A 22,367-nucleotide genomic window follows, 5' to 3' on the forward strand; every position below is an offset into this window, starting at 1 on the left:
CTAATCAATTACTTTGGGAACCAGGTAGAGGCCTTCTTCGGTTTGGGGAGCCAATTCTAGGAAGTCTTTGCGCTTGTCAGTCTCTGTCACTGCGTCGGCACGCAGCTCCTGGATCTCGTCCAGTGGGTGCGCCATCGGAGCGATACCATCGGTATTGGTGGATTGCAGCTGGTCGACCAGTTGCAATACATCGCCGAGGCGGTTGCTGACTTCTTCGATGGTTTCTTTGGATATGGCGATACGGGCCAGTTCCGCCAGTTTTTCTACAGTTTGCGTATCCACTGCCATGGTGATGGACTCCTCCAGCTTGAGTTGCGAGTCGAAAACTGCCCGGATTATTTGCGGCGGGCAGAACCGGCAAATTTAGCACATTGGGGTTATATTCTCACCGGCTCCGGCAGTAATGGATAGCGGGCCTCAAATGACCTCCCTTCAGCCTTGCCCTGATGCCTAGCGGTTGTTAGAGTTTGCCGAATCCTGCCGAGTGATGAGAGACTCCGGTATTTTGCGTAGAATCCGATTCGAAATGCGGCTCGGAACTCAGAATTATTTTTGCGGACTAATTAGGATTTGTATCCATAAAAGAAGCCGCGCCCGCAGTGCCCAACCTGGGGGCTGATAATTAGTACAAGGTAATCGAATTCCATGTTTAAACGTTTGCGGGGTATGTTTTCCAGTGATCTCTCCATCGACCTGGGAACTGCCAACACGCTGATTTACGTTCGCGATCGCGGCGTAGTACTCGACGAACCCTCAGTCGTCGCAATCCGTCACTACAATGGCCAGAAAATCGTTGAGGCTGTCGGAGTAGAAGCCAAACGCATGCTCGGCCGGACTCCTGGCAATATTACCGCTATTCGCCCGCTGAAGGACGGTGTTATTGCCGACTTCCAAGTGACCGAGAAAATGTTGCAGCACTTTATCAAGAAAGTGCATGAAAATAGCTGGATGCGCCCAAGTCCGAGAGTGCTGGTGTGTGTTCCCTGCCAGTCCACAGAAGTGGAGCGCCGCGCGATTCGCGAGTCGGCCCTGGGTGCGGGTGCTCGCGAAGTGTCACTGATCGAAGAGCCCATGGCCGCTGCCATAGGCGCAGGCTTGAATGTCGAGGAAGCGAGCGGCTCCATGGTGGTGGATATCGGTGGGGGCACCACTGAGATCGCCATTATCTCCCTGAATGGTGTGGTTTATTCCGATTCGGTGCGTATCGGCGGTGACCGTTTTGATGAAGCTATCGTCAACTACGTGCGTCGCAACTACGGCAGTGTGATTGGTGATGCAACTGCTGAACGGATCAAAGAGGAAATTGGCTGTGCTTATGCAGGCAGTGAAGTTCGCGAAATTGATGTGCGCGGACGCAATCTGGCCGAGGGCGTGCCTCGCAGCTTTACCTTGAACTCCGACGAAATTCTCGAAGCCCTGCAAGAGCCTCTGACAGGTATTGTGCAGGCTGTCAAAAGTGCACTGGAGCAATCCCCTCCCGAGTTGGCTTCTGATATCGCTGAGCGCGGTATGGTGCTGACTGGTGGTGGTGCTCTGTTACGCGATCTGGACCGTCTGTTGATGGAAGAATCGGGCTTACCGGTAATTGTTGCCGATGACCCGCTGACCTGTGTGGCGCGGGGGGGCGGTAAAGCGCTGGATATGTTGGATCGCAGCCGTCTCTACCTGATGTCTAACTAGTAGACATCGGTATTATGAAAACTGCTAGGGAGCTTGTGGCTATATCCGCAAGCTCCTTGTAATAAAAAAATGCGAGTCATCTTTTGTGGCTTGTACTGTTCTCACCATCTTTGATTGACTTGTTAAGAGGGGATTGCCTGTGAAACCGCTATTTACCCGCGGTCCCTCTGCCGAATACCGCCTGGGCTTTCTCATCATACTCGCGATCACGCTGATCGTTTCCGATCATTACACCAATTGGTTTCAGCCTGTTAGAGAACGCTTATCAGGAGTTATTGCTCCACTGTACTGGGTTACAGGAGCCCCCGAGCGTGTGGGCGATTGGGCCGATGAGCAGTTTCGCTCTCGCGAAGAACTGCAAGAGGAAAATAGCCGCCTCAAGCGCCAGGTTTTACTGCTGGAGCAGCGCAGCCAACTATTGGCGGCCGTAAAAGCGGAAAACACTCAGCTCAAAGAACTGATGAACTCAGCAGAAATGGTCGATGACCGAGTATTGGTGGCTCAGGTAATTGGCGTTACCCCGGACCCTTTGGAGCATGTGCTGCTGATTGACAAAGGCCGCGATGACGGCATTGATATCGGTACCCCGGTAATGGATGCCAGTGGATTGCTGGGGCAGGTGATTGAAGCTGGCGACTCCTATAGTCGTATCCTGCTGATAACTGATTCCAGTCATGCCATTCCCGTCCAGGTTCTGCGCAACAGTATGCGCACCGTCGCCGAGGGTACAGGTGACCTGTATCGCTTGAAGTTACGCCATCTTGCTAATACCAGTGATATTCGGGAGGGCGATTTGCTGCTCAGCTCCGGCTTGGGTAGCCGCTTTCCCGCAGGTTATCCGGTCGGGGAGGTTATCTCGGTGCAGAGAGATCCGGGTAAACCTTTTGCGGAGGCTGAAGTGTTGCCGAGGGGGCGGATGAATCGCAGCCGCTTTGTATTGGCGGTCATTGGCAGTGGAGGACATTCTGTTGCAAGCGAATAACCGCTGGTTTATCGCGGTCACTATTCTGCTGTCACTGCTTCTCTCGGTTATGCCCCTGCCACAGCAGTGGCTCTGGTTTCGGCCGGCATTTCCGGCTTTGCTGGTGATATTCTGGATTACTCGAATGCCCCAGACCTTCGGGGTGGGGTTCGCTTGGATGATCGGTATTGTCCAGGATTTGGCTACGGGGGCGAGCTTGGGAACCCATGCCCTGGCCCTATCGGTACTCGCCTATTTCAGCTTACTGACTTACCAGCGCACCCGGGCATTTAATCCGGCCCAGCAATTGTTGTGGGTATTTGTTCTGGTGGGTATTCATCAAGTGGTGGGCAACTGGGTGCACGGCCTTGAGGGGAAATCGGTACCCGGGCTGACCTTCCTGTGGCCCGCCCTGACTACAGCCCTGCTCTGGCCCTGGGTGACCCCGTGGCTCAGGGGGCTTTCCGGGCGTTTACACGTTCGTTGACCGTCTCGTCGGCACTGTAAATCAGTGTAAAAAATCGATCATTTTTCGAACAGTGCCGCTATAATCAGCCGCTGACCCACAGGGAATATGTAATAGAGTGACAACAAGCGCTTCAGAAAATCGACTTCTTTTGGCCTCTGGTTCGCCGCGCCGCGCCGAACTGTTGGCCCAGATTGGGGTGCCTTTCTCCCAATTGTCCCCCGCTGTTGTAGAACAGCGCCAACCTGCTGAAAGCCCTCTTGAGTACATAGAACGCTTGGCCCACGACAAGGCTGTCGCCGGGTTTCAAGCCGCTGACAGCCCGCAGGGACTCTGGTCTTTGGGAGCGGATACGGTGGTTATGGCAGGTGAGAGGCTGCTGGAAAAACCCCAAGATTTTGCTGACTTTGAGTCCATGATGCTGGCGCTATCGGGAGTAGAGCACTCTGTTTTCACGGCAGTGTGCTTGCGTTCACGGAATCGACAGTTTAGCCGTGTAGTGGAAACTCGAGTCAGGTTCCGCCACTTGTCCAAAGCTCAAATAGCGGATTACTGGAGTACCGGAGAGCCTGTCGATAAAGCTGGCGGTTACGGTATTCAGGGTTTTGGTGCCGCCTTGGTAGAAGCTTTTAGTGGCAGTTACAGCAATGTTGTAGGGCTCCCATTGGAAGCTGTAGTCCCCATGCTGGATCATGCGGGCATTCCCTATTGGCAGGAGGGCCAATCTTGAGCGAAGAGCTGTTAATTAATGTTGCGCCGACTGAGACCCGGGTTGCGCTGGTAGAAAATGGTGTGCTCCAGGAGGTCTACCTGGAGCGGAGTGCGCGGCGAGGGATTGTAGGAAATATCTATAAGGGAAAGGTGATTCGCGTACTGCCCGGAATGCAGGCCGCTTTTGTCGACATAGGCCTCGAGCGTGCGGGCTTTATCCATGCCTCGGATATTGCACCTCTCGACGAAGAGGGTATGGAGGCGCGGGATGCCGAGGTAGCGGATATCCGCGCGCTAGTCAGAGAGGGGCAGTCACTGATCGTGCAAGTAGTGAAGGACCCTATCAGCAGTAAAGGTGCCCGGCTGACTACCCATCTGTCGGTTTCTGCACGTTACCTGGTGTATATGCCGCAGACGCGCCATATCGGTATCTCTAATCGAATTGAAGACGAGAACGAACGCGAGCGATTGCGCCAGTTGGTTGAAGCAGCTTCTCTACGCCTTGCAGAGGATGGTTTGTCGGCCGATGGGGGCTTCATTTTGCGTACCGTTGCCGAGGGGGTGAGTGAGGAAGAGCTGCTGAGAGATATCCCCTTTCTGTACAAATTATGGGGGGAGCTGGATGAGCGCATTAAGGAGCGTCCAGTGCCTTCGGTTATCTATGAGGACCTTCCACTATTTATGCGCGCATTGCGTGACCTTGCGCGCCCTTATACCGAAAAGATTCGTATAGACTCCCGAGAGGCCCACGGCCGTGCGGCAGAATTTGCCGGTAAATATGCGCCGGAAATTGCCGGTCGCCTGGAACACTATCCCGGTGAGCGCCCACTGTTTGACTTATACGGTGTTGAAGAGGAAATAAGAAGGGCACTACACAACAAAGTCACCTTGAAGTCTGGCGGCTATCTGATCGTAGAGCAGACAGAGGCGATGAGTACGATTGATGTCAATACCGGTGCTTTTGTTGGGCATCGCAACCTTGAAGAGACTATCTTCAAGACCAATCTGGAGGCCGCTACAGCGATTGCCCGCCAGCTGCGTTTAAGAAACCTGGGGGGGATTATCATTATCGATTTTATCGATATGAAAGATCCCGAGCACCAGCGACAAGTCTTGCGCACCCTGGAAAAGACCCTGGAGCGCGATCATGCCAAGTCCAGTATCACCGGGGTCTCTGAATTGGGGTTGGTGGAAATGACTCGCAAACGCACCCGTGAGTCACTGGGGCAGATTTTATGTGAGCCTTGCTCTGTTTGTAGTGGGAGGGGCACCTTAAAGAGTGCGGAGACAGTTTGCTTCGAGATTTTCCGCGAGATTATTCGAGAGGCGCGCTCTTACGATAGTGAAAAAATTATGGTACTGGCTAGTCAGGTGGTAATAGATCTTTTGCTGGATGAAGAGTCGGCTAATGTCGCCGATCTTGAAGAATTTATTGGTCGGCCGATTCAGTTCCAGGTAGAGCCCATTTACAACCAGGAGCAATATGACATTGTTCTTGTGTAATCCATTATTCACTCGCCAGCAAGCTAAGAGAGCTTATTGTCAGCGCTCGGTCCATGCCTGTTTGGTGGTGAGGGTATAGCGATGGTTGTAATACGCTGGATTGCAAGAAAGTTCTGGTTACTGTCGGTAAGTTTGGTGATTGCTCTGGCAATCATCGTGCAAACAGGCCGACTGCTGTCCCCGCAGGTAGAGAACTATCGTCCCCAGATTAGTCATTGGCTTAGTGAGCAGCTAGGCGTTCCTGTACAGATGGATCGTATTTCCCTGCGTTGGGAGGCCCTTGAAGTTGCATTGCAGCTGGATGGGCTGCGTCTGGGGGAACACGGTGAGCTGAGAATGGGGCACGGCCTATTCCAGCTGGATCTACTTTCCAGTCTCTGGAACCGGGAATTGGTCTGGAAAGACCTGCAAATGAATCAGTTTTCGGCCGGGCTCAACCGCGATGAAAATGGCCTCTGGTATCTACAGGGGTTTCCCGATGCCCCGCTTAAGCTTGAAGGCAGCACTGCACCCAATCCCGAAGCGGCAGATCCGGCCCGCCTATTCCAGTTGAGCCCCAAAATCCAAATCAGTGATGCAGCGATCACTGTTCGCCTTCCCGATGAGCAGCTGGCAGAAATCAATTTGCCTGAAATCCAGCTGGAAAATAGCGGAGATTTTCACCGACTGACTGCACGGGCTTTTATTTCCCGTGAAGGGGAGAGTAGCCAAGTTGATGAAGAGACCCTACGGGTTGTGTTAGAGGGGCGGGGCAATCCCAAAGATAAAGAGCACTTCTCACTGCGCGGCTATATGCAGCTTAATGAGTTGCTACTGGATGAAGACATTGTCAGCTTGCTTCACGAACTCACCCCGTTACCTGACCGGTTTCACTGGCGGGGGAAGAAGTGGGCAGACGGCCGCTTGTGGCTGCATAGTGATGCCGTAAGTGGGTATCGCATAGTGGGCCAGGTGGACTTGGCCCAAGTAGAAAGCCTGACCGATATGCAAAGGGCAGGAGATGATATAGAAGAGCATACACTGGCTCCGTTGCGCGCTTTTTCTGGCAACTTGTCGGGCCGCTGGTTGCCGGGAGAGCACTGGCGATTAGCGCTGCAGGATATTGAAATCGATTGGCAGGGCTTGAAAATGCCGTCGCTGAACCTGCAGGTTAACAGTGGCCAAGAGGGTATAGCCCTGATGGCAGATCTGGTCGATCTCGCTGGTTGGAGCAGTATCTTAAATCGCTTGTCGTTACTAGAGGGAGCTGCAGATGAATGGTTACGTGCACTAAAACCCCAAGGTCAGTTGCGCAGCCTGCGTCTGCGAGCTGGTGCGGACCGGCAGTTAGAGATCAGCGCAAACTTGGAAGATATTGCGGTCGAGGCGTTTCGAGGAGCCCCGGCAATTACTCAGTTGAGTGGATATCTTCAGGTTGAGGGCGCCAGTGGCCGGGTTGAACTCGACGGTACCTCCCTCGGGGCGCACTTTCCCAGTCTGTATAAGAATGCTTTTGGGTTTGAGCAAGCCAGCGGCACCATAGCCTGGGATGTCGATAAGGCGTTGAACGAAGTCAACGTATTGTCGGGCCCGCTGATGCTTGGCGGTGAACTTGGTCAGGTCGGTGGTCAGTTTATGCTGTCACTACCCTTCCACGCCCAAACACGACCTGTGGATCTGGTGCTTTCCCTATCGATAAAAGATGCGGGGGTTATTACCCAGGAAGAGCTGGTGCCATTTGTGGTTAGCGATGATTTGCGCAGCTGGTTGAAAACTGGCCTGGGTAAGAACAATCAAGGGCGCGTTGAGAGTGCGGCCTTTATCTATCGCGGCAGCAGTTATAGCAAAGAGGGTAAAGAAGAATTCCTTAGAGCATTCGCGACTCACCAGAAGCGCAGAACGATTCAGTTGGCGCTCGACTTTTCAAATGCGAGCCTAGACTACGCCAGTGAGTGGCCTGAGGTCAGGGATGTGGATGGCCGTTTGTTGCTCGATGATGAAATTGTGCGGGTCAATGCCGATAAAGCCAAGCTCTGGAATATGGATGCTGGAAATATTCTGGTTGCGGTAACCCCTCAGAAGGGTGGAGGCTCACGCCTTGATGTACAAACTGAGGTGGTTGGACCCGCTGCCGATGGGTTGCGACTATTGCGTGAATCACCACTCAGAGATCACCTTGGAAGTGCCTTTGATGATTGGAGCCTGACGGGGAATTTGGATGGCGTTGTATCCTTAACTCTACCCTTGGGACAGTCATCCGTAGTTCCCGAGCAACAGGTTGAAGTCAACCTGAAGCACGGTGACCTTCAACTGAAAGGGCTCCGCCTCGATGCGACTGCGTTGAATGGTTTGGTGAAATACGATAGTGCGACAGGCCTTGAAGGGACCCAGCTTAATGGCAAATTGTGGGGCCGCCCGCTGACTGCTCGTATCCAACATATTGGCGAGGGGGATGCACGGGATACCCAGGTGGTTATCGACGGCAATGCATTGGTTGAGTCGGTACACGCTTGGAGTTCGCGGCCAGAACTGCAGTGGCTGGAAGGAGAAATGGATTATCAAGCCCTGGTGACCATTCCTGCAAAATCAGCGGAAACCCCTTACGCCGCAGTATTTGAGCTCACTTCCAACCTGGCCGGTGTGGCTGTAAACCTACCTGACCCACTTGGTAAGACGGCGGAAACAGAAACCAATTTTGTATTGCGAGTGCCGATTGGAGAGCAGGGCAGCTTGTTCCACTTGGACTATGGAGAACATTTACAGGGGCAATTCTGGCTGATTGATGGAGAGTTAGATCGGGCTGCAATCGCCTTGAATGCTGAGGCAAATTTGCCCTCCAAACGGGAGTTGACGGTCACTGGAGATATTTCCACTGTTGACTTGCCTCGCTGGCAGTCTCTGCTGGATATTTACCAGTTGTCTGAACCAGCGAAGCCAAGCGCAGCCAGTTCTGTTGCAAGTAATGCAGAAAATCCAGGAGAGGCTGCGGGTAGTGGCAGTGAGCCACTTCCGATACGCCTGGATCTCAGTACAGATCAGCTTCGGTTGGGCTCTGCAGAAATTGAGCATATCCATGTTACCGGTGAGGGAGTGGGGACGGATTGGAAGCTCAAATTTGACAGTGAAATGATTGCAGGAAATCTAACAGGCTTATTGGATGGCAGTACACCGTTACGCCTCAAACTGGCTCATTTGCGTCTGCCTCAGCCAGAGAAACCGGCTGAAGTCAGTGATGAAGCTTTTCCCTTAGACCCCTTTGCGGAGGAGGTAGTAGCGGATCCTTTGGCGCAGTTTGATTTTACTAGTTTGCCTCAAATCGATTTTAGTGCTGATAACCTGCAAATAGGTGAAGAGGCCCTGGGCCCCTGGTCATTTAAGTTGAGGACAGCTGCAGATCGTTTGGTGGTGAGTGATATCCACGGCACGGTGAGAGGGCTCCGCATCGAGGGACAGGGCAAACACAATGGCGAGCTAGGTGCAGAATTGGTGTGGATGAGGGGTGCCGAGGGGCAGCAATCATCACAATTTATCGGCCGATTGGTGGCTGATGATCTTGCAGATATCCAGCGCAAGATGGGCCATGAGCCGTTGATTGAGAGTAAATCGGCGATCTTTGAAACTGCTTTGAAGTGGGAGGGGGCCCCGACTCAGGTGAAAGGAAGCCTTCTCTCCGGAGAGCTTAAGGTTGATATTCGCGATGGCCGATTCCTGCGATCAACCGGTGCGACAGGCTCTACCGTGTTGCGTCTATTGTCACTGTTTAATTTTGATACCTGGGCGCGACGTTTGCGTCTTGATTTCACTGACCTTTACAAGAGTGGTATGGCTTTTGATAGGGTGCGTGGCGAAGTAGTCTTTGAAGGCGATGGTCAGCTTTTAATCGCTGTACCCATCCAGGTAGAGGGACCCACCAGTGAACTGCAGATGGCGGGGCGGGTTAATTTAGTCCGCGAAGATCTGGATTTAACGTTGGTGGCTACTTTGCCAGTTGGGAATAACCTGGCTTTGGTTGCAGCTCTAGCCGGTGGCTTACCTGCAGCTGCGGGTGTCTACCTGATCAGTAAGGCATTTAAAAAGCAGGTGAAAAAGGTCGCCAGTGTCAGTTACCGAATTAGTGGTGGCTGGTCAGACCCGCAAATGCGATTTGAGAAATTGTTTGATGGAGATGGCGCCAAGCGAGAGGGCGCGGTTCTGGACCACGAGGGGAACAAGACACAGGTTGGGGTCGGCTCTGAAGAGAGGTCTCCTCCTGCAGCTTGAGTTTTAATATCCAGAGGCAGTGTGCAATAGCCATCTAATCTTAGTGAGGATCCCCTGTAAAAGGAGCACTGTAGATGGCGTTGCATTCATTATTGCCCCTCCTTCTTTTTACAGCCGTCACTCTTTCGGCGTGTTCTGAGGCAGATGACCATCAGCGCGACCAGAATATGACGGTCGCTCAAGCTGAAAAGCATATTGCAGAGGGGACTGATCTCGATCAGATCCCTAAGTCTGTGTGGAAGCAGATCCTGCCAGAGGATCGCTATAAGGTTCTCTGGAAAAAAGGTACCGAGCCCGCTTTTAGTGGCAAGCTTCTGAATAACAAAGAGAAAGGGATTTATGTCACAGCGGGTTGCCGTTTACCGGTTTTCAGCTCTGAGCAGAAGTTTGAATCGGGCACTGGTTGGCCCAGCTTTTGGGATGTTGCCTACCCACAAAATATTGTCTTAAAGGACGATTACAGCTGGGGCTTGAAGCGGACTGAGGTGTTATCAAAGTGCGGGGAACACTTGGGGCATGTTTTTAAAGATGGCCCGGAGCCCACTGGTTTACGCTACTGCCTAAATTCTCTCGCCCTGGACTTTGTGCCGGCTTCTGGGGATAAGAAATCGCAATAACTTCTGGTGTCTAGATTGCGGGCGCTGCCAGCCAGTTAACTCTGGAGCGCCCGGAGCCCTTATTCCGCTTCCTGGATAAAGAAGTCGCGAAGATAGCGGAATAATTTTCGTTGATTGGTTGGTGGCTTATTGTTTTTGATTTCTCGATGGGAGTCCCTAATCAGTTGGCGCAGCTGTTGATGGTCGACACCGGGATGCTGGTCAAAGAACTCACCCTGGGCACTATTGCCTTCTTCCAGTAGTCGTTTGCGCCAGTCTTCAGCCATTTTATCGAAACGCAGGTGTTGTTGGTCGCGCTCTTTAAAGCGGCTCAGCACTGTTTCTATCGCCTCTTGGTCGGCACTGCGCATCAACTTGCCGATGTACTGCATCTGGCGCCGGCGAGCTTCATTGGATTTGATCCGATGTAGCGTAGCAATAGCCTCCTGCAAGTCCTCATCTATGGGGACTTCAGCCAGTTGGGCCTTGGAGAGCTCGGTTAGTTGCTTGCCGAGATCCTGCAGCTCGTGCATTTCTTTTTTGACCTGAGTTTTACTTTTCGGCAGGTCGTCATCGTAGTCGTCGTATTCGTACATCTTTGATTCGCTTTCGGTAAATAAGGGGGCTTGGTTCAGAGGTGGTTTAGCTAAAGTACCAAGTGGCCAAGCCCAGAAAAGACATAAAGCCTACTACATCGGTGACTGTAGTAAGGGCTACCCCGCCGGCCAGTGCCGGGTCTATATTCATGGCACGCAATGCTACTGGTAATATCGCTCCAGCGAGTGCGGCGGTTAATAGGTTGATTATCATGGCGGCAAGGATAATTACCGCAATCCATATATCGCCAAACCACATGGCGGTTATCAAGCCCATCACAAGCGCCCACAAAAGAGCATTGAGTGCCGCCGAACCCAGCTCACGGGAAAGTAGCCAGCTTAAATTACTGCGTCCTATCTGGCCTAAGGCCATACCGCGAATGACCACTGTCAGCGTTTGGCTACCGGCCACGCCCCCCATGCTGGCGACGATGGGCATTAGGACTGCTAGGGCTACCACCTTGTCCAGGGTATTTTGGAACAAACTGATCACCCAGGAGGCAAGCAGAGCTGTGAGAAGATTAATACCCAGCCAAACGGCCCGACGCCGCGCAGTGCGTCCTACTGGGGCAAAGGTGTCTTCCTCCTCATCGAGGCCGGCAAGGCTCATCAGGGAGTGATCTGCATCCTCTCGGATAACATCTACTACATCGTCAATGGTGATTCGCCCCAGCAGGCGGTTATCTTCATCGACAACCGGTGCGGTAATCCAGTCATATTTCTCAAATAAGCGCGCGACTTCTGTGTCGGGCATATCTGCGGGTATTGGCTCCACATCGGTATTGACCACTTCGCGAACTGTCACCGATGGATCTGTGGTGAGAAGTTTGGATAGTGGCAAGAGACCGATATATTGGCCCCTCCGGTTAATCACAAAAAGGCTGTCGGTAGATTCCGGTAGTTGTTCATGGCGCCTAAGGTAGCGAAGTACCACATCGAGAGTCAGGTTGGGGCGGACAGAGATGGTGTCTGTATCCATTAAACCGCCAGCAGTGTTCTCATCATAGGCGAGAACACTTTCAACCCGGAGGCGGTCGGTTTCCGTCATCGATGAGAGCACTTCGGCAACAACTCGCTCCGGCAGCTGCTGAAGTATATCGGCGATGTCGTCGGCATCCAGGCCTTCCATCACCTCCACCATCTCCTCGGTATCCATAGTGGCGAGGATCTGGCTGCGCACATCGTCGGTGAGTTCCTGCAGGACCTCACCCTCTATTTCCCTATCCACCAAATTCCAAAGTACCTGGCGGATACGCGGTGGAGAGCTCTCCAGCAATTGCGCAACACTCTGGGGAGTCAGGGTCTTGAGCATGCGCCGGACTTCTTGTCCCGTACCGCTATCCAGCGCGGCATACAGCTCACCCAGCTGATTCTGTGCGCGGAATTTGATTTCGGCTTGGGGAGAGCTGGGCACAACAAGTCCTTACTGCTAGTGGTGGATTTGGGAGGCGATGTAAAAGCTTAGCGATTTAATGTTTAGAGTGAGCTTTTCGTGGCAATAGTATACTGGCCTCTATTCAGCTTCGCCGAATCGATCGGAGATCAGTGTGCTGATAGCTTCCAGGGCGGCACTTTCATCTGTCCCCTCTATTTCCAGTTCCAGCTCCGTGCCTTTGCCTGCAGCTAGTAACATTAGGGCCATCACACTTTTTCCATCTACGGCTTTACCCTGGCAATGCACTTTAATATTGGAGCAGAACTTGGAGGAAGTCTGCGCGAACTTGCTTGCAGCGCGGGCGTGCAAGCCGAGTTTATTGATGATGGTCAGTTGGTGTTTCTGCATTGCGCTGCTCGACAAAAATCTATTTTTGTTGCTCCCTGTGGCGTATCTGGACGTTATCAAACTCTTTGGAAAATTTCTTTACCAGCTGTTCAACCATATAAACTGATCGATGTCGGCCCCCAGTGCAGCCGATAGAGACACAGGTGTAGCTGCGATTACTTTTCTGGTAGGAGGGCAGCCAGTTTTCCAAAAAGTTGGTGATATCAGCCTCCATCTTTGCGGTCTCTGGGTGAGAGCGCAAGAATTCAGCGACCTCGATATCCTTACCGGTTTTTTCTCTTAGAGCTGGTTCCCAGTAGGGATTGGGTAGACAGCGCAAGTCAAAAATCAAGTCTGAATCCACAGGCACCCCATACTTGAACCCGAAGGACTGGAAGAGAATCGCCATGCTGTTTGATTGTTCACCAACAACACGATTTTTAATCAGTTCGCGCAGTTGGTGCAAACTCAGGGTGCTGGTATCAATAACCATATCCGCAATGGTTGAGATAGGGGTGAGCAGCTCTTTTTCCTGATTGAGAGCTTCTAGCAAATGGGTGCAATCATTGCTGAGAGGGTGCTTCCGTCTGGTCTCACTGAATCGCTGTACTAAAACCGGCTCGCGGGCATCGAGATAGATAACATCACATTGAACCCCTGTCTCGCGCAAGGACTCAATAACACTGGGAGCCTGTCTTATGTCTTGCCAGAGGTTGCGGGCATCGACGCCCAGGGCCAGGGGTGTGTTTTCTTTTGGCGGTTGTGCCTTGACCCTCTTAACCAGCTCCGGGAGCAGGCTGGTGGGAAGGTTGTCGATACAATTGAAGCCGACATCTTCCAGTAATTGCAGTGCAGAACTTTTTCCGGAGCCGGAGCGTCCACTAATTATCACCAAGCGCATGGAGAGCCCTTTTCTTTGATCAAGTCTTTATTATTTCGCTTGTTGCACTACCTGAACAATGAGGTGAATGTCAGCTCTGAGACTCAGTTACTAACAAAACCTCCTCTAGGCGGCTGCGGTACTATCAATAGCGAGGGCATATAGCTCATCACTACTTTGTGCTTGCCTTAGCTTATCTCTAACCTGGCTGTTGGAAAACAGAGCGGCGATTTCGGCTAGTGTATCCAGATGTTCCTGCTCAGCATCTTCGGGGACCAGAAGAGTAAATAGCAAATCGACAGGCTGGCGGTCGACAGAGTCAAAATCAATGGCGGGCTGGGTGGTACAGAGAACCCCAATGGGGCTATCACAGCCGGGTAACCTGCAATGGGGAATGGCAACACCATCGCCGATACCGGTGGAACCAAGGCGCTCACGGGCGATCAGTTGGTTAAAAACTGTATCGGAGTCGTGTTGGGGATATTGTTCGGCGATGGCCTGGGCAATATTGAGCAGTAGCTTTTTTTTGCTGCTCCCCGCCAGGTGGCAAAGGCTAAGGCGGGGAGAGAGTAATGCTTCCAGTGTCATAGTTCAGCGATGGTTCTGCAACTTCTCTTTGTGTTTTTTCAGTTGGCGGTCCAGCTTATCGGTGAGCGCATCAATTGCCGCGTACATATCTCTGTCTTCGGATCCAGCACAGAGGTCGTGACCGTTTATGTGTACCGTCGCCTCAGCTTTTTGGATCAGTTTTTCGACGGATAAAATTACTTGCGCGTTGGTGATGTTGTCGTAATGCCTGGACAGCTTCTCCATTTTGCTTTCGCAGTAGCTGCGCATAGGTGAGGTAACGTCAACGTGGTGGCCACTAATATTGATCTGCATGGATTTCTCCTTAAAGGTGCATCACAAGCCGGCGCTCACCCCCTATCGGGTCGCAACCCTACTAGGAAGTGGGCCAGAATGGAAGGATACACTCAAATTTTGGATTTTGGTTGCAGGTTGGGGGCGGAAGGCGCCAGTAGCGTATGACTAGAGGTGGGTTAGGGGTCAGATTAATTGGCTGTATTTAGGGTGTGACTTAAATGAGCCTCTTTCTCTCACTTGAGGAGGGGATACCCATAGATTCGCGGTATTTCGCTACCGTTCGGCGCGCAACCTTGATGCCTTGCTTGTCCAGCTCCTGGGTGATCTTGTTATCTGATAGCGGCTTTCGAGGTACTTCTGTGTCAATCAGCTTGCGAATCAGGGCTCGAATGGCGGTGGATGACGCATCCTCACCGGAATCTGTGCTGACGTGGCTTGAGAAGAAATATTTGAGTTCGAAAACTCCCTGTGGAGTCAGCATATATTTTTGGGTGGTCACTCGGGATATGGTGGATTCATGCATGCCAATGGTTTCAGCAATATCTGCCAGAACCATTGGTCGCATTGCCTCTGGGCCTTCCTCAAAAAAGCCTTGCTGCTTATCCACAATGGACGTGGCGACCTTTAGCAGGGTGTCGTGGCGGCTCTGTAGGCTCTTCAAGAACCAGCGGGCCTCCTGCAAGTGATCCCGCATGAAATTGTTTTCCCGGGAGTTGTCCGCCCGTTTTACCAAGGAGGCGTAGTGGCCATTAATCCGGATCTTTGGAGTGATTTCTGGATTGAGTTCGACCAGCCAGCGGTGATCCTTACGGGACACAATAATGTCGGGAATGACATAAGCGGGCTGTTCCCCGCTGAACTCCTCACCTGGGTTGGGGGTTAGTGTCTGGATAAGGCGGATCACTTCGCCGAGCTGGGCTTCGCTGAGGCGTGTGCGTCGGGTGAGTTGTCTGAAATCCCTTTTTCCAAGTAATTCCAAGTGGCGCTCAATGATGGTCTGCGCTTCGTTTAGCCACGGAGTTTCCGCTGGTAGCTGCTTGAGCTGGAGTAGAAGGCATTCTTGGAGGTTTCTGGCTCCACAGCCAGCTGGTTCGAATTGTTGTACAGCTTTAAGGACTGCAACTACTTCATCTTCTTCGAGCTGAAGGGAGGTGGCTACGTCATCAACGGTGGTATTGAGAAGACCGTTTGGGTCGATGGCGTCAATAAGGTGCTCGCCGATCCATTTATCGTGACTGGAAAGTGCTGTCAGGTTTAATTGCCAGCGCAAGTGGTCTTGAAGCGTGTCGGTGGAAGAGTTGCGCTCAAAATTGGGGTCGTCGCCCTCGGCGGGGCCACTGTAGCTGCTGTAAATGTCGTCCCAGTGAGAATCAACCGGCAGCTCTGTTGGAATATCCTGGTTCCAGTCGGAATCACCAAGCTCTTTTTCCTCAGCGGCTGCGTGGTTTAAATCCTCTCCTATAGCGGCTGGTGGCTCTTGTTGTGCATTGCTCTCGGTATTGGCTGTTGCTTGTTGAGCCAGATCTTCACCCTCAGCTTCCAGCATTGGGTTGCTGTCGAGGGCTGCCTGGACTTCTTGCTGTAAGTCTAGTGTGGAGAGCTGCAGGAGGCGTATTGCCTGCTGCAACTGGGGGGTCATGGTTAGCTGTGCGCCGAGCTTGAGCTGGAGAGACTGCTTCATAATTTAAAGTTGCAGGCCAGTGCGACAAAGGGTTCGTCAAAATTAACCCGAGATGGCGCAGACTACCTTGGCCCTCAAACTATTACAAGCAATAAGCGTGCCGACTATTGCCTGCCAGGAGGTCGATTTCTATGTGAAATATGATATGTTTTTCGAAATTTTACCTATTGAGTTACGCTTGTCATCATTTACCATTATATGGTGAACTCGTGTCCCAAATAGACTTCGCGCACTTGCTGATTAGCGAGGACATCATCGGGCGTGCCTGAGGCAATAATATGTCCCTCGCTAACGATATAAGCAGTTTCACAGATATCCAGGGTTTCTCTCACGTTGTGATCTGTGATCAAAACGCCGATATCCCTGTCCCGTAAGTGGCGAATAATGTGTTTGATATCGTTAACTGAAATAGGGTCTACGCCAGCAAAGGGTTCATCGAGCAAGACAAAGCTTGGGTCTGTAGCCAAGGCTCGTGCAATCTCTACCCTGCGCCGCTCTCCGCCAGATAGGGCCATTCCTAGGCTGTTTTCAATGTGTGTGATATTGAACTCTTCGAGCAACTCCTGGGCTTGCTCTTCGCGCTCTGCACGATTGAGTCCTTTTCGGGTTTCGAGGATTGCGAGAATATTGTCACGCACTGACAGGCGGCGAAAAACAGAGGCTTCCTGGGGCAGGTAACCGATTCCTTTGCGGGCGCGCCCGTGCATTGATAGGCGGGTAATATCTTCGTTGTCGATCAGGACTTGCCCGGCATCGGCCTGCACCAGCCCAGCGATCATATAGAAGCAGGTGGTTTTCCCAGCTCCGTTGGGGCCAAGTAAGCCAACGACCTGTCCACTTGAGACGCTGACAGAGACATCTTGGACAACTTTTCTTTTCTTATATTGTTTGGCGAGGTGTAACGCTTGTAGCGTTGGCATAATGAGTCCTGAAATCTAACCGCGGCCGAGAGGGGCAGCGGATTACATCATTGTAAATAGCGCTGTTTTACAGGCATTGAAATTTGGATGAACTACTGGTCTGTGTCGGTATTAGCTTCAGCAGGCTCGCTGGCTTCGGTGCTCTCAGGTTTCCAGATCATCTCAACTCTGCCTTGGCCAGGCTGGCTGCGAGCGCTCATTTGCTCAGTTGCGAGATCGTAGTCGATTTTCTCCGCAGTTAGGGTGTTGCCATCGCGATCGATATAAGCTTGCCCTGTGAGCTGCAGTTCTTCAGAGCTGATGACATACTCTATGCGCTCAGCGCGGGCTTTAACTGGTTCCTCGCTCTCCAGTATCTTTTGCTGGAAGTGCGCGGGGCGGCCCACAGCAATGACCCGGCTGATTTCATCGCTGGCCGTAAAGTACACTTCCACGCGATCTGCCCTGATTTGGAGTGAGCCCTGTGTGATGACCACATTGTCGCTATATACCACTAAGTTATTGGCGCGGTCGGCTGACATAGATTCCGAGCCCACAGAGATTCTCTGGGTTCTATCATCAGGTAAAGCCTGTGCTACGGTGGTAATAGCTGCCAGCGTAATCGCAGTGAAGGTCTTAAGCATAGAGGGATAGCGGTTATTGGGTGTCATAGCTGCTCTTCACGTCGGATAGAATTTCCATCCGGTTTTCTTTCAGGTAAGCGCGCATCCCCGTTCCTTCAGTGCGGTTGGGGCCGGAGCTAATAGTAACAACTTTGTCGGTCTCGGCGAATTCCCTGTCAGGGAAGATTGTGATTCGCTGTGTCTCCAATTGGATGCCATTCGGGCCAGGGAGTTCATCAATTTGAACGTCGCCACTAAGTACGATACGTTCTCCTCGATTGAAGGCCACACCCCTTTTGGACCGAGTTGCCCACTTGGGCTGGTCGTCCGTATAGAACAGCATGCGCGGCTCTTTAAGGTTGGCTCGATCCCGACGTTTAAATTGAAAATAGGTGATTTGCTCTGCATCCACTCGATAAGCTAGGTTGCCTGCCTGGTCAAAATGGCGAGTTTCAGCCCCTTTGATAACAAGGTCCGCAGCCCGATTTTGTTGCTGAGGAGTGGGCCTTTTGCCTAAGAACTGTTCTGGCGGACTCTCGGAAAACCAGAGCCCGGCACTTATAAGCAGAATGACCAGTATGAGAGGCAACCACGAGCGCATCATTTTTCTCCGATATAGGGGGCGAGCGCCGCGTCAAAGGTCCCTTGTGCAATCATAATGCGGTCGCAGACTTCGCGTACAGCGCCCTCGCCGCCACGGGCCTCTGTGATCCACAGGGCTCGCTCCCGTACGGGGGGGGCTGCATTAGGTGGTGCGATGGGGCATCCGACCTTGGTCATTACCAGTAGATCGGGATAATCATCCCCGACATAGGCGATATCTTCCAGGCGGCATGACTCTTCAGAAAGTAACTCCTGTAGTGCGGCAAACTTGTCCTCCCGGCCCTGAATCAATTTATTGATACCCAGGTCGTGCGCTCGGCGCTCTACAACATTACTGCGCCGGCCGGTAATGATTGCTACACGTACACCAGAGTTTTGCAGCATTTTAATGCCATGCCCATCCAGGGTGTGAAAGGTTTTGAGTTCGTTGCCGCTATTGTCAAAATAAAGCTTGCCGTCTGTCAGGACGCCATCTACGTCTAATACAAGCCAGCGTACATTTCTAAGGGAGTCGTTTAGTAGTTGTTCATGGATCACTAGGGTTATTCCTATAAACTTACTGTCGTGTGCCAATACAAGTCTTTCATTTGAAGTTGCACGATTTATTCCGTGCGCTTCATTTTACTTTTCAGATAACACCGGCACGTAGAATGTCGTGCATGTGAAGTACGCCAAGGGGGTGATGCGTTTCATCTTCTACTACTAGAGCGGTAATCTTGTAGTCCTCCATAATTCGTAGAGCCTCGGCTGCCAGTGTGTCGGTAGAGACCGTTTTGGGGCGGCGGCTCATAACTTCTTCCATAATTGCTTTGTCTAGCTCAATCTTTTGATCGATTACCCTGCGCAAATCTCCATCGGTGAACACTCCTAGCAGCTCTCCCTCATCGTTCACTACGGTGGTTATACCAAAGCCTTTGCTGGTCATTTCAAGTAGGGCTTTTGAAAGTAATGTCTCCGGCGTTACTTGCGGAAGTTCGTTACCGACATGCATTACATCTTCTGTTTTCAATAAAAGCCTGCGCCCGAGTGCGCCACCGGGGTGAGAGAAGGCAAAGTCTTCGGCGGTAAAGCCGCGAGCCTCGAGTAAAGCGACCGCAAGGGCGTCTCCCATCACGAGAGTGACAGTTGTTGAAGAGGTAGGTGCAAGGTTGAGGGGGCAAGCTTCTGTTTCTACAGAAATATCTAAATTAACTTCTGCGGCCTGAGCGAGGGGAGAGTCGGTTTTGCCAGCCATGCTAATAAGTGGAATACCTAAGCGTTTTAATAGCGGCAGTAATGTGAGGACTTCAGCGGAGGAGCCAGAGTTTGATATGGCTATAACAACGTCATCTCGTGTGATCATACCGAGATCGCCGTGACTCGCCTCGCCGGGGTGAACAAAAAAGCTTGGTGTGCCAGTGCTGGCAAGGGTGGCGGCTATCTTGCGGCCAATATGCCCTGACTTGCCCATGCCGGTAACAATTGTACGGCCACGACATTGCATAATCAATTTACAAGCTTGCTGGAATTCTTCGTTTATTCTGTTTTCCAGTGCTGCTACGGCATCGGCTTCCATGCGGACGGTGCGGCGCCCAGCTTCCAAAATTAGATCCTGTGTCATCAACTGCCTCGAATCGCTTACTAGTGCTTTTTAAAAGTTGCCGTAAAACTGTCTAATTATGCGACAGTTTCGATATTTACTTATGCGACAGCGTGGATAATTTTTGTCATATGAGTCCAGTATTTAAAGGCGACTCGACTTTTTGCTGTCGTGCTAATCTATATTAGCGGGCTACTGGCGGCGAAAAAAGCCAGTGCGCATTTTAGATGTGTCAAATGACACGCTCGTACACCGCCACATTACCGGGTGCGGCCATGGTATAGTTTGCCGTCTCCGCTGTCAGCTATGTCACTCAATGGATGATCGACACACTCTCAGTTGGGCTGCGGGAAGGTTGATATGTGGTATTGCTATGGCACTAAATTCTGTCATATGCGTCCAAGGAATGATTTGCTAACTGGAGATAATTTGTGAACGCATCATTTTGGATTGGCCGAAACGGTTTGTCGCGGTGGATTAGATTTGCGCTTTGTGTTGTTTTTGCTTCTGCAGTGGTGCCTGTAGCCAATGCGGCCCAAAATCCATATGTAATGATTAAAGGGGTTTCCGATGAGCTTTTGGGGGTAATTCGTACCAATGCTCAGTATGCAAATTCAGACCCACAAAGATACTACAGTGCTGTTGAAGGGGTGCTAACCCCGGTTGTTGATTTTGACTTTATCGCTCGTGGTGTAATGGGGCGCTATGCCAAGCAGGCGACTGCCGATCAACGCTCTCGCTTTACGGATGCTTTTCGTCGCGATCTTGTAGCGACATTTGCTCGTGGCGTGGCAAATTTTGGCGACCTGGATGTAAAAGTGGTCAATCCCGGCACCACACCTCAAGGTAATCGTGTAAATGTACTGCAGGAAGTTCGCAGTAAAGAGGGTATAACAAAAGTTTCGTATACCTTGGTGCGCAATCGGGCAGGTCAGTGGAAGTTGATCAATGTGATTCTGAATGGGGTCAACCTGGGTAAGACTTTCCGCAGTCAGTTCTCGCAGTCAATGCAGACTTATGGGGACATCGACAAGGTGATTTCTAATTGGTCAGCGGCAGACGATGCCGCAAATAAAGTGAGTTGATCCGCGAACTTTGGAGTGCGTAGCTGCGCACTCCGCTTGATTCAAGTACACTTGCGTGCTGTTTTTAACCAATCGCAAGTCCCTCCTATGCAACCAGACGAAATCAAGGCCCTAATTGAAGGGCAAATTCCCGACAGTACTGTTGAAGTGGCTTTTGAAGGTAGTCACCTGATGGTCACTGTAGTGAGCAGTTCCTTTGAAGGTCTGAGTCGTTTAAAAAAGCAACAGCTTGTCTATGCCGCTCTTGGTGAAAAAATCGCCGACGGCACCTTGCATGCCGTGCAAATGCAGACTCTGACTCCAGAAGAAGCCAGTCGTTAACTTGCCATTGCCACTGAGGTGTTGGCTATCTAGAAAGAAATTGAATGGATAAGTTGATAATAGAGGGCGGCAGCCCAATTTCCGGGACTCTGCGGATTTCTGGTGCTAAGAATTCAGCCTTGCCGATTTTGGCTGCTGCTTTGTTGGCTGACGGGCCCGTGCAAATCGATAATTTGCCGCATCTCAACGACATTACCACCATGATTACCCTGCTCCGGTGCATGGGGTGTGATGTCACTATTGATGAAAAGCTGGGTGTTGAAATTGACCCTCGCTCAGTCAATGACCTGACCGCTCCCTATGAGCTGGTTAAGACGATGCGGGCCTCAATCTTGGTTCTTGGGCCCCTGCTGGCTAGGCATGGAGTTGCGAATGTCTCCTTTCCCGGTGGTTGTGCAATTGGTAGCCGCCCAGTCGATATTCACCTGAAGGGCCTTGAGGCGATGGGTGCTGAGATAACCATCGATGGTGGTTTCATTCGGGCGCGCTCCAATGGTCGTCTTAAGGGAGCCAATATTGTCATGGAGAAAGTGACAGTTGGCGGCACTGAAAACCTGTTGATGGCAGCGGCACTGGCAGAGGGAACTACGACTCTGCACAACGCCGCTCGCGAGCCTGAAATCGTCGATTTGGCAGAGTTCCTTATTGCTATGGGGGCTCAGATTGAAGGGGTTGGCACTGACACCCTGCGTGTTCACGGTGTACCTAAGCTTACCCCCTGCAAGTTCACTGTTATGCCGGACCGTATTGAAACTGGAACCTTCCTTGCGGCAGCTGCAGCGGCGAGGGGCAAAGTGCGCCTGCTCAATACTCGTGCCGATATCCTCGATGCGGTTATGGTTAAGTTCGAAGAGGCTGGGGCTCATATCAGTTGTGGTGATGATTGGATTGAGCTGGATATGAAAGGCAATCGCCCTAAAGCGGTGAGCTTTCGTACAGCGCCTTACCCGGCTTTCCCTACAGATATGCAGTCCCAGTTCACAGCAATGAACGCTGTAGCCGAAGGAAAGGGGACTGTAGTTGAGACAATCTTTGAAAACCGCTTAATCCAGGTTCATGAGCTGAATCGAATGGGAGCGGATATCACCCTGGAAGGCAATACGGCAATTGTTACCGGGGTGGAGAAGCTTAAGGGCGCTCCAGTAATGGCTTCAGACCTGCGCGCGTCAGCTAGCTTGGTTATTGCTGGTATGGTGGCAGAGGGCACTACTATGGTGGATCGTATTTACCATATTGACCGCGGCTACGAGTGTATTGAAGAGAAGCTCCGACAGCTGGGCGCGAATATTCGGCGTGTTCCCGGTTGATTGCTACGAAG

General features: G+C 51.8%; 23 protein-coding genes. 10 read left to right on the forward strand and 13 right to left on the reverse strand.

Annotation, left to right across the window (positions count from 1 at the left end):
• Entirely contained in the window at nucleotides 1–288 is a 288-nt protein-coding gene (gene gatC, locus ACJJIR_RS04465) for an Asp-tRNA(Asn)/Glu-tRNA(Gln) amidotransferase subunit GatC (RefSeq protein ID WP_444907477.1), read from the reverse strand.
• 357 nt (nucleotides 289–645) lie between these two features.
• On the opposite strand from gatC, the gene ACJJIR_RS04470 reads away from it, so the two are divergent.
• From ACJJIR_RS04470 to msrB, 7 genes are all read left to right on the forward strand, one after another.
• A complete protein-coding gene (locus tag ACJJIR_RS04470) occupies nucleotides 646–1,680 on the forward strand; it encodes a rod shape-determining protein (protein WP_020412569.1) in 1,035 nt (344 codons plus the stop codon).
• A gap of 139 nt (nucleotides 1,681–1,819) precedes the next feature.
• Nucleotides 1,820–2,662 carry a rod shape-determining protein MreC gene (gene mreC, locus ACJJIR_RS04475; RefSeq protein ID WP_444907478.1) on the forward strand — a complete coding sequence of 281 codons (843 nt, stop codon included), beginning with the start codon at nucleotides 1,820–1,822 and terminating at the stop codon, nucleotides 2,660–2,662.
• A complete protein-coding gene (gene mreD, locus ACJJIR_RS04480; protein WP_444896337.1) occupies nucleotides 2,649–3,128 on the forward strand; it encodes a rod shape-determining protein MreD in 480 nt (159 codons plus the stop codon). The genes mreC and mreD overlap by 14 nt, the downstream gene beginning before the upstream one ends.
• A 97-nt stretch (nucleotides 3,129–3,225) precedes the next feature.
• Complete coding sequence (locus tag ACJJIR_RS04485; protein WP_444907479.1) at nucleotides 3,226–3,837, forward strand: Maf family protein; 612 nt, start codon at nucleotides 3,226–3,228, stop codon at nucleotides 3,835–3,837.
• Complete coding sequence (gene rng / locus ACJJIR_RS04490; protein WP_413663053.1) at nucleotides 3,834–5,321, forward strand: ribonuclease G; 1,488 nt, start codon at nucleotides 3,834–3,836, stop codon at nucleotides 5,319–5,321. The genes ACJJIR_RS04485 and rng overlap by 4 nt, the downstream gene beginning before the upstream one ends.
• A gap of 36 nt (nucleotides 5,322–5,357) precedes the next feature.
• Nucleotides 5,358–9,560, forward strand: coding sequence for a YhdP family protein (locus tag ACJJIR_RS04495; RefSeq protein ID WP_444907480.1), 4,203 nt, complete (start codon nucleotides 5,358–5,360; stop codon nucleotides 9,558–9,560).
• Between the two features lie 74 nt (nucleotides 9,561–9,634).
• On the forward strand, nucleotides 9,635–10,177 hold the full coding sequence (gene msrB, locus ACJJIR_RS04500; protein ID WP_444907481.1) for a peptide-methionine (R)-S-oxide reductase MsrB: 543 nt from the start codon (nucleotides 9,635–9,637) through the stop codon (nucleotides 10,175–10,177).
• A 59-nt stretch (nucleotides 10,178–10,236) separates the two neighbouring features.
• On the opposite strand, the gene yjgA is transcribed toward msrB, so the two are convergent.
• From yjgA to ACJJIR_RS04560, 12 genes are all read right to left on the reverse strand, one after another.
• Nucleotides 10,237–10,752 carry a ribosome biogenesis factor YjgA gene (gene yjgA / locus ACJJIR_RS04505; RefSeq protein WP_444896341.1) on the reverse strand — a complete coding sequence of 172 codons (516 nt, stop codon included), beginning with the start codon at nucleotides 10,750–10,752 and terminating at the stop codon, nucleotides 10,237–10,239.
• A 46-nt stretch (nucleotides 10,753–10,798) separates the two neighbouring features.
• Complete coding sequence (gene mgtE / locus ACJJIR_RS04510) at nucleotides 10,799–12,166, reverse strand: magnesium transporter (protein WP_413663049.1); 1,368 nt, start codon at nucleotides 12,164–12,166, stop codon at nucleotides 10,799–10,801.
• Nucleotides 12,167–12,265: 99 nt separating this feature from the next.
• On the reverse strand, nucleotides 12,266–12,535 hold the full coding sequence (locus ACJJIR_RS04515) for an HPr family phosphocarrier protein (protein ID WP_444907482.1): 270 nt from the start codon (nucleotides 12,533–12,535) through the stop codon (nucleotides 12,266–12,268).
• A 19-nt stretch (nucleotides 12,536–12,554) separates the two neighbouring features.
• Nucleotides 12,555–13,415 carry an RNase adapter RapZ gene (rapZ, locus tag ACJJIR_RS04520; RefSeq protein ID WP_444907483.1) on the reverse strand — a complete coding sequence of 287 codons (861 nt, stop codon included), beginning with the start codon at nucleotides 13,413–13,415 and terminating at the stop codon, nucleotides 12,555–12,557.
• A gap of 105 nt (nucleotides 13,416–13,520) precedes the next feature.
• Nucleotides 13,521–13,982, reverse strand: coding sequence for a PTS IIA-like nitrogen regulatory protein PtsN (ptsN, locus tag ACJJIR_RS04525; protein WP_444896344.1), 462 nt, complete (start codon nucleotides 13,980–13,982; stop codon nucleotides 13,521–13,523).
• A 3-nt stretch (nucleotides 13,983–13,985) separates the two neighbouring features.
• Complete coding sequence (hpf, locus tag ACJJIR_RS04530) at nucleotides 13,986–14,276, reverse strand: ribosome hibernation-promoting factor, HPF/YfiA family (RefSeq protein ID WP_108734230.1); 291 nt, start codon at nucleotides 14,274–14,276, stop codon at nucleotides 13,986–13,988.
• 196 nt (nucleotides 14,277–14,472) lie between these two features.
• Complete coding sequence (locus ACJJIR_RS04535; RefSeq protein WP_444907484.1) at nucleotides 14,473–15,939, reverse strand: RNA polymerase factor sigma-54; 1,467 nt, start codon at nucleotides 15,937–15,939, stop codon at nucleotides 14,473–14,475.
• A 194-nt stretch (nucleotides 15,940–16,133) separates the two neighbouring features.
• Complete coding sequence (gene lptB, locus ACJJIR_RS04540) at nucleotides 16,134–16,859, reverse strand: LPS export ABC transporter ATP-binding protein (protein ID WP_444907485.1); 726 nt, start codon at nucleotides 16,857–16,859, stop codon at nucleotides 16,134–16,136.
• 92 nt (nucleotides 16,860–16,951) lie between these two features.
• Nucleotides 16,952–17,509, reverse strand: a complete 558-nt coding sequence (lptA, locus tag ACJJIR_RS04545) for a lipopolysaccharide transport periplasmic protein LptA (RefSeq protein WP_444907486.1) — start codon at nucleotides 17,507–17,509, stop codon at nucleotides 16,952–16,954.
• Complete coding sequence (lptC, locus tag ACJJIR_RS04550; RefSeq protein ID WP_444907487.1) at nucleotides 17,496–18,065, reverse strand: LPS export ABC transporter periplasmic protein LptC; 570 nt, start codon at nucleotides 18,063–18,065, stop codon at nucleotides 17,496–17,498. The genes lptA and lptC overlap by 14 nt, the downstream gene beginning before the upstream one ends.
• Nucleotides 18,062–18,601: a KdsC family phosphatase gene (locus ACJJIR_RS04555; protein ID WP_444907488.1), complete on the reverse strand. Its 540-nt coding sequence runs from the start codon at nucleotides 18,599–18,601 to the stop codon at nucleotides 18,062–18,064. Before ACJJIR_RS04555 ends, lptC begins: the two co-directional genes overlap by 4 nt.
• Before the next feature lie 91 nt (nucleotides 18,602–18,692).
• Nucleotides 18,693–19,664 carry a KpsF/GutQ family sugar-phosphate isomerase gene (locus ACJJIR_RS04560; protein WP_444907489.1) on the reverse strand — a complete coding sequence of 324 codons (972 nt, stop codon included), beginning with the start codon at nucleotides 19,662–19,664 and terminating at the stop codon, nucleotides 18,693–18,695.
• 410 nt (nucleotides 19,665–20,074) lie between these two features.
• Between ACJJIR_RS04560 and ACJJIR_RS04565 the strand changes: the two genes are divergently transcribed.
• The 3 genes from ACJJIR_RS04565 (at nucleotide 20,075) to murA (ending at nucleotide 22,356) form a co-directional block, all read left to right on the forward strand.
• Nucleotides 20,075–20,728, forward strand: coding sequence for an MlaC/ttg2D family ABC transporter substrate-binding protein (locus tag ACJJIR_RS04565; protein ID WP_444907490.1), 654 nt, complete (start codon nucleotides 20,075–20,077; stop codon nucleotides 20,726–20,728).
• Nucleotides 20,729–20,815: 87 nt separating this feature from the next.
• A complete protein-coding gene (locus tag ACJJIR_RS04570; RefSeq protein WP_444896351.1) occupies nucleotides 20,816–21,049 on the forward strand; it encodes a BolA family protein in 234 nt (77 codons plus the stop codon).
• A gap of 44 nt (nucleotides 21,050–21,093) precedes the next feature.
• Nucleotides 21,094–22,356 carry a UDP-N-acetylglucosamine 1-carboxyvinyltransferase gene (gene murA / locus ACJJIR_RS04575; RefSeq protein ID WP_444896352.1) on the forward strand — a complete coding sequence of 421 codons (1,263 nt, stop codon included), beginning with the start codon at nucleotides 21,094–21,096 and terminating at the stop codon, nucleotides 22,354–22,356.
• Nucleotides 22,357–22,367: the final 11 nt, after the last annotated feature.

The organism is Microbulbifer maximicatervae (SeqCode) (assembly GCF_052467385.1).

Excerpts from the sequence above, each read along its gene's own strand:
- lptB (WP_444907485.1), bottom strand. The coding sequence starts at position 16,859 with ATGCCAACGCTACAAGCGTTACACCTCGCCAAACAATATAAGAAAAGA.
- lptC (WP_444907487.1), bottom strand. The coding sequence starts at position 18,065 with ATGATGCGCTCGTGGTTGCCTCTCATACTGGTCATTCTGCTTATAAGT.
- hpf (WP_108734230.1), bottom strand. The coding sequence starts at position 14,276 with ATGCAGATCAATATTAGTGGCCACCACGTTGACGTTACCTCACCTATG.
- ACJJIR_RS04560 (WP_444907489.1), bottom strand. The coding sequence starts at position 19,664 with ATGACACAGGATCTAATTTTGGAAGCTGGGCGCCGCACCGTCCGCATG.
- gatC (WP_444907477.1), bottom strand. The coding sequence starts at position 288 with ATGGCAGTGGATACGCAAACTGTAGAAAAACTGGCGGAACTGGCCCGT.
- yjgA (WP_444896341.1), bottom strand. The coding sequence starts at position 10,752 with ATGTACGAATACGACGACTACGATGACGACCTGCCGAAAAGTAAAACT.
- ptsN (WP_444896344.1), bottom strand. The coding sequence starts at position 13,982 with ATGACACTGGAAGCATTACTCTCTCCCCGCCTTAGCCTTTGCCACCTG.
- murA (WP_444896352.1), top strand. The coding sequence starts at position 21,094 with ATGGATAAGTTGATAATAGAGGGCGGCAGCCCAATTTCCGGGACTCTG.
- msrB (WP_444907481.1), top strand. The coding sequence starts at position 9,635 with ATGGCGTTGCATTCATTATTGCCCCTCCTTCTTTTTACAGCCGTCACT.
- ACJJIR_RS04470 (WP_020412569.1), top strand. The coding sequence starts at position 646 with ATGTTTAAACGTTTGCGGGGTATGTTTTCCAGTGATCTCTCCATCGAC.
- lptA (WP_444907486.1), bottom strand. The coding sequence starts at position 17,509 with ATGACACCCAATAACCGCTATCCCTCTATGCTTAAGACCTTCACTGCG.
- ACJJIR_RS04535 (WP_444907484.1), bottom strand. The coding sequence starts at position 15,939 with ATGAAGCAGTCTCTCCAGCTCAAGCTCGGCGCACAGCTAACCATGACC.
- rapZ (WP_444907483.1), bottom strand. The coding sequence starts at position 13,415 with ATGCGCTTGGTGATAATTAGTGGACGCTCCGGCTCCGGAAAAAGTTCT.
- ACJJIR_RS04515 (WP_444907482.1), bottom strand. The coding sequence starts at position 12,535 with ATGCAGAAACACCAACTGACCATCATCAATAAACTCGGCTTGCACGCC.
- ACJJIR_RS04570 (WP_444896351.1), top strand. The coding sequence starts at position 20,816 with ATGCAACCAGACGAAATCAAGGCCCTAATTGAAGGGCAAATTCCCGAC.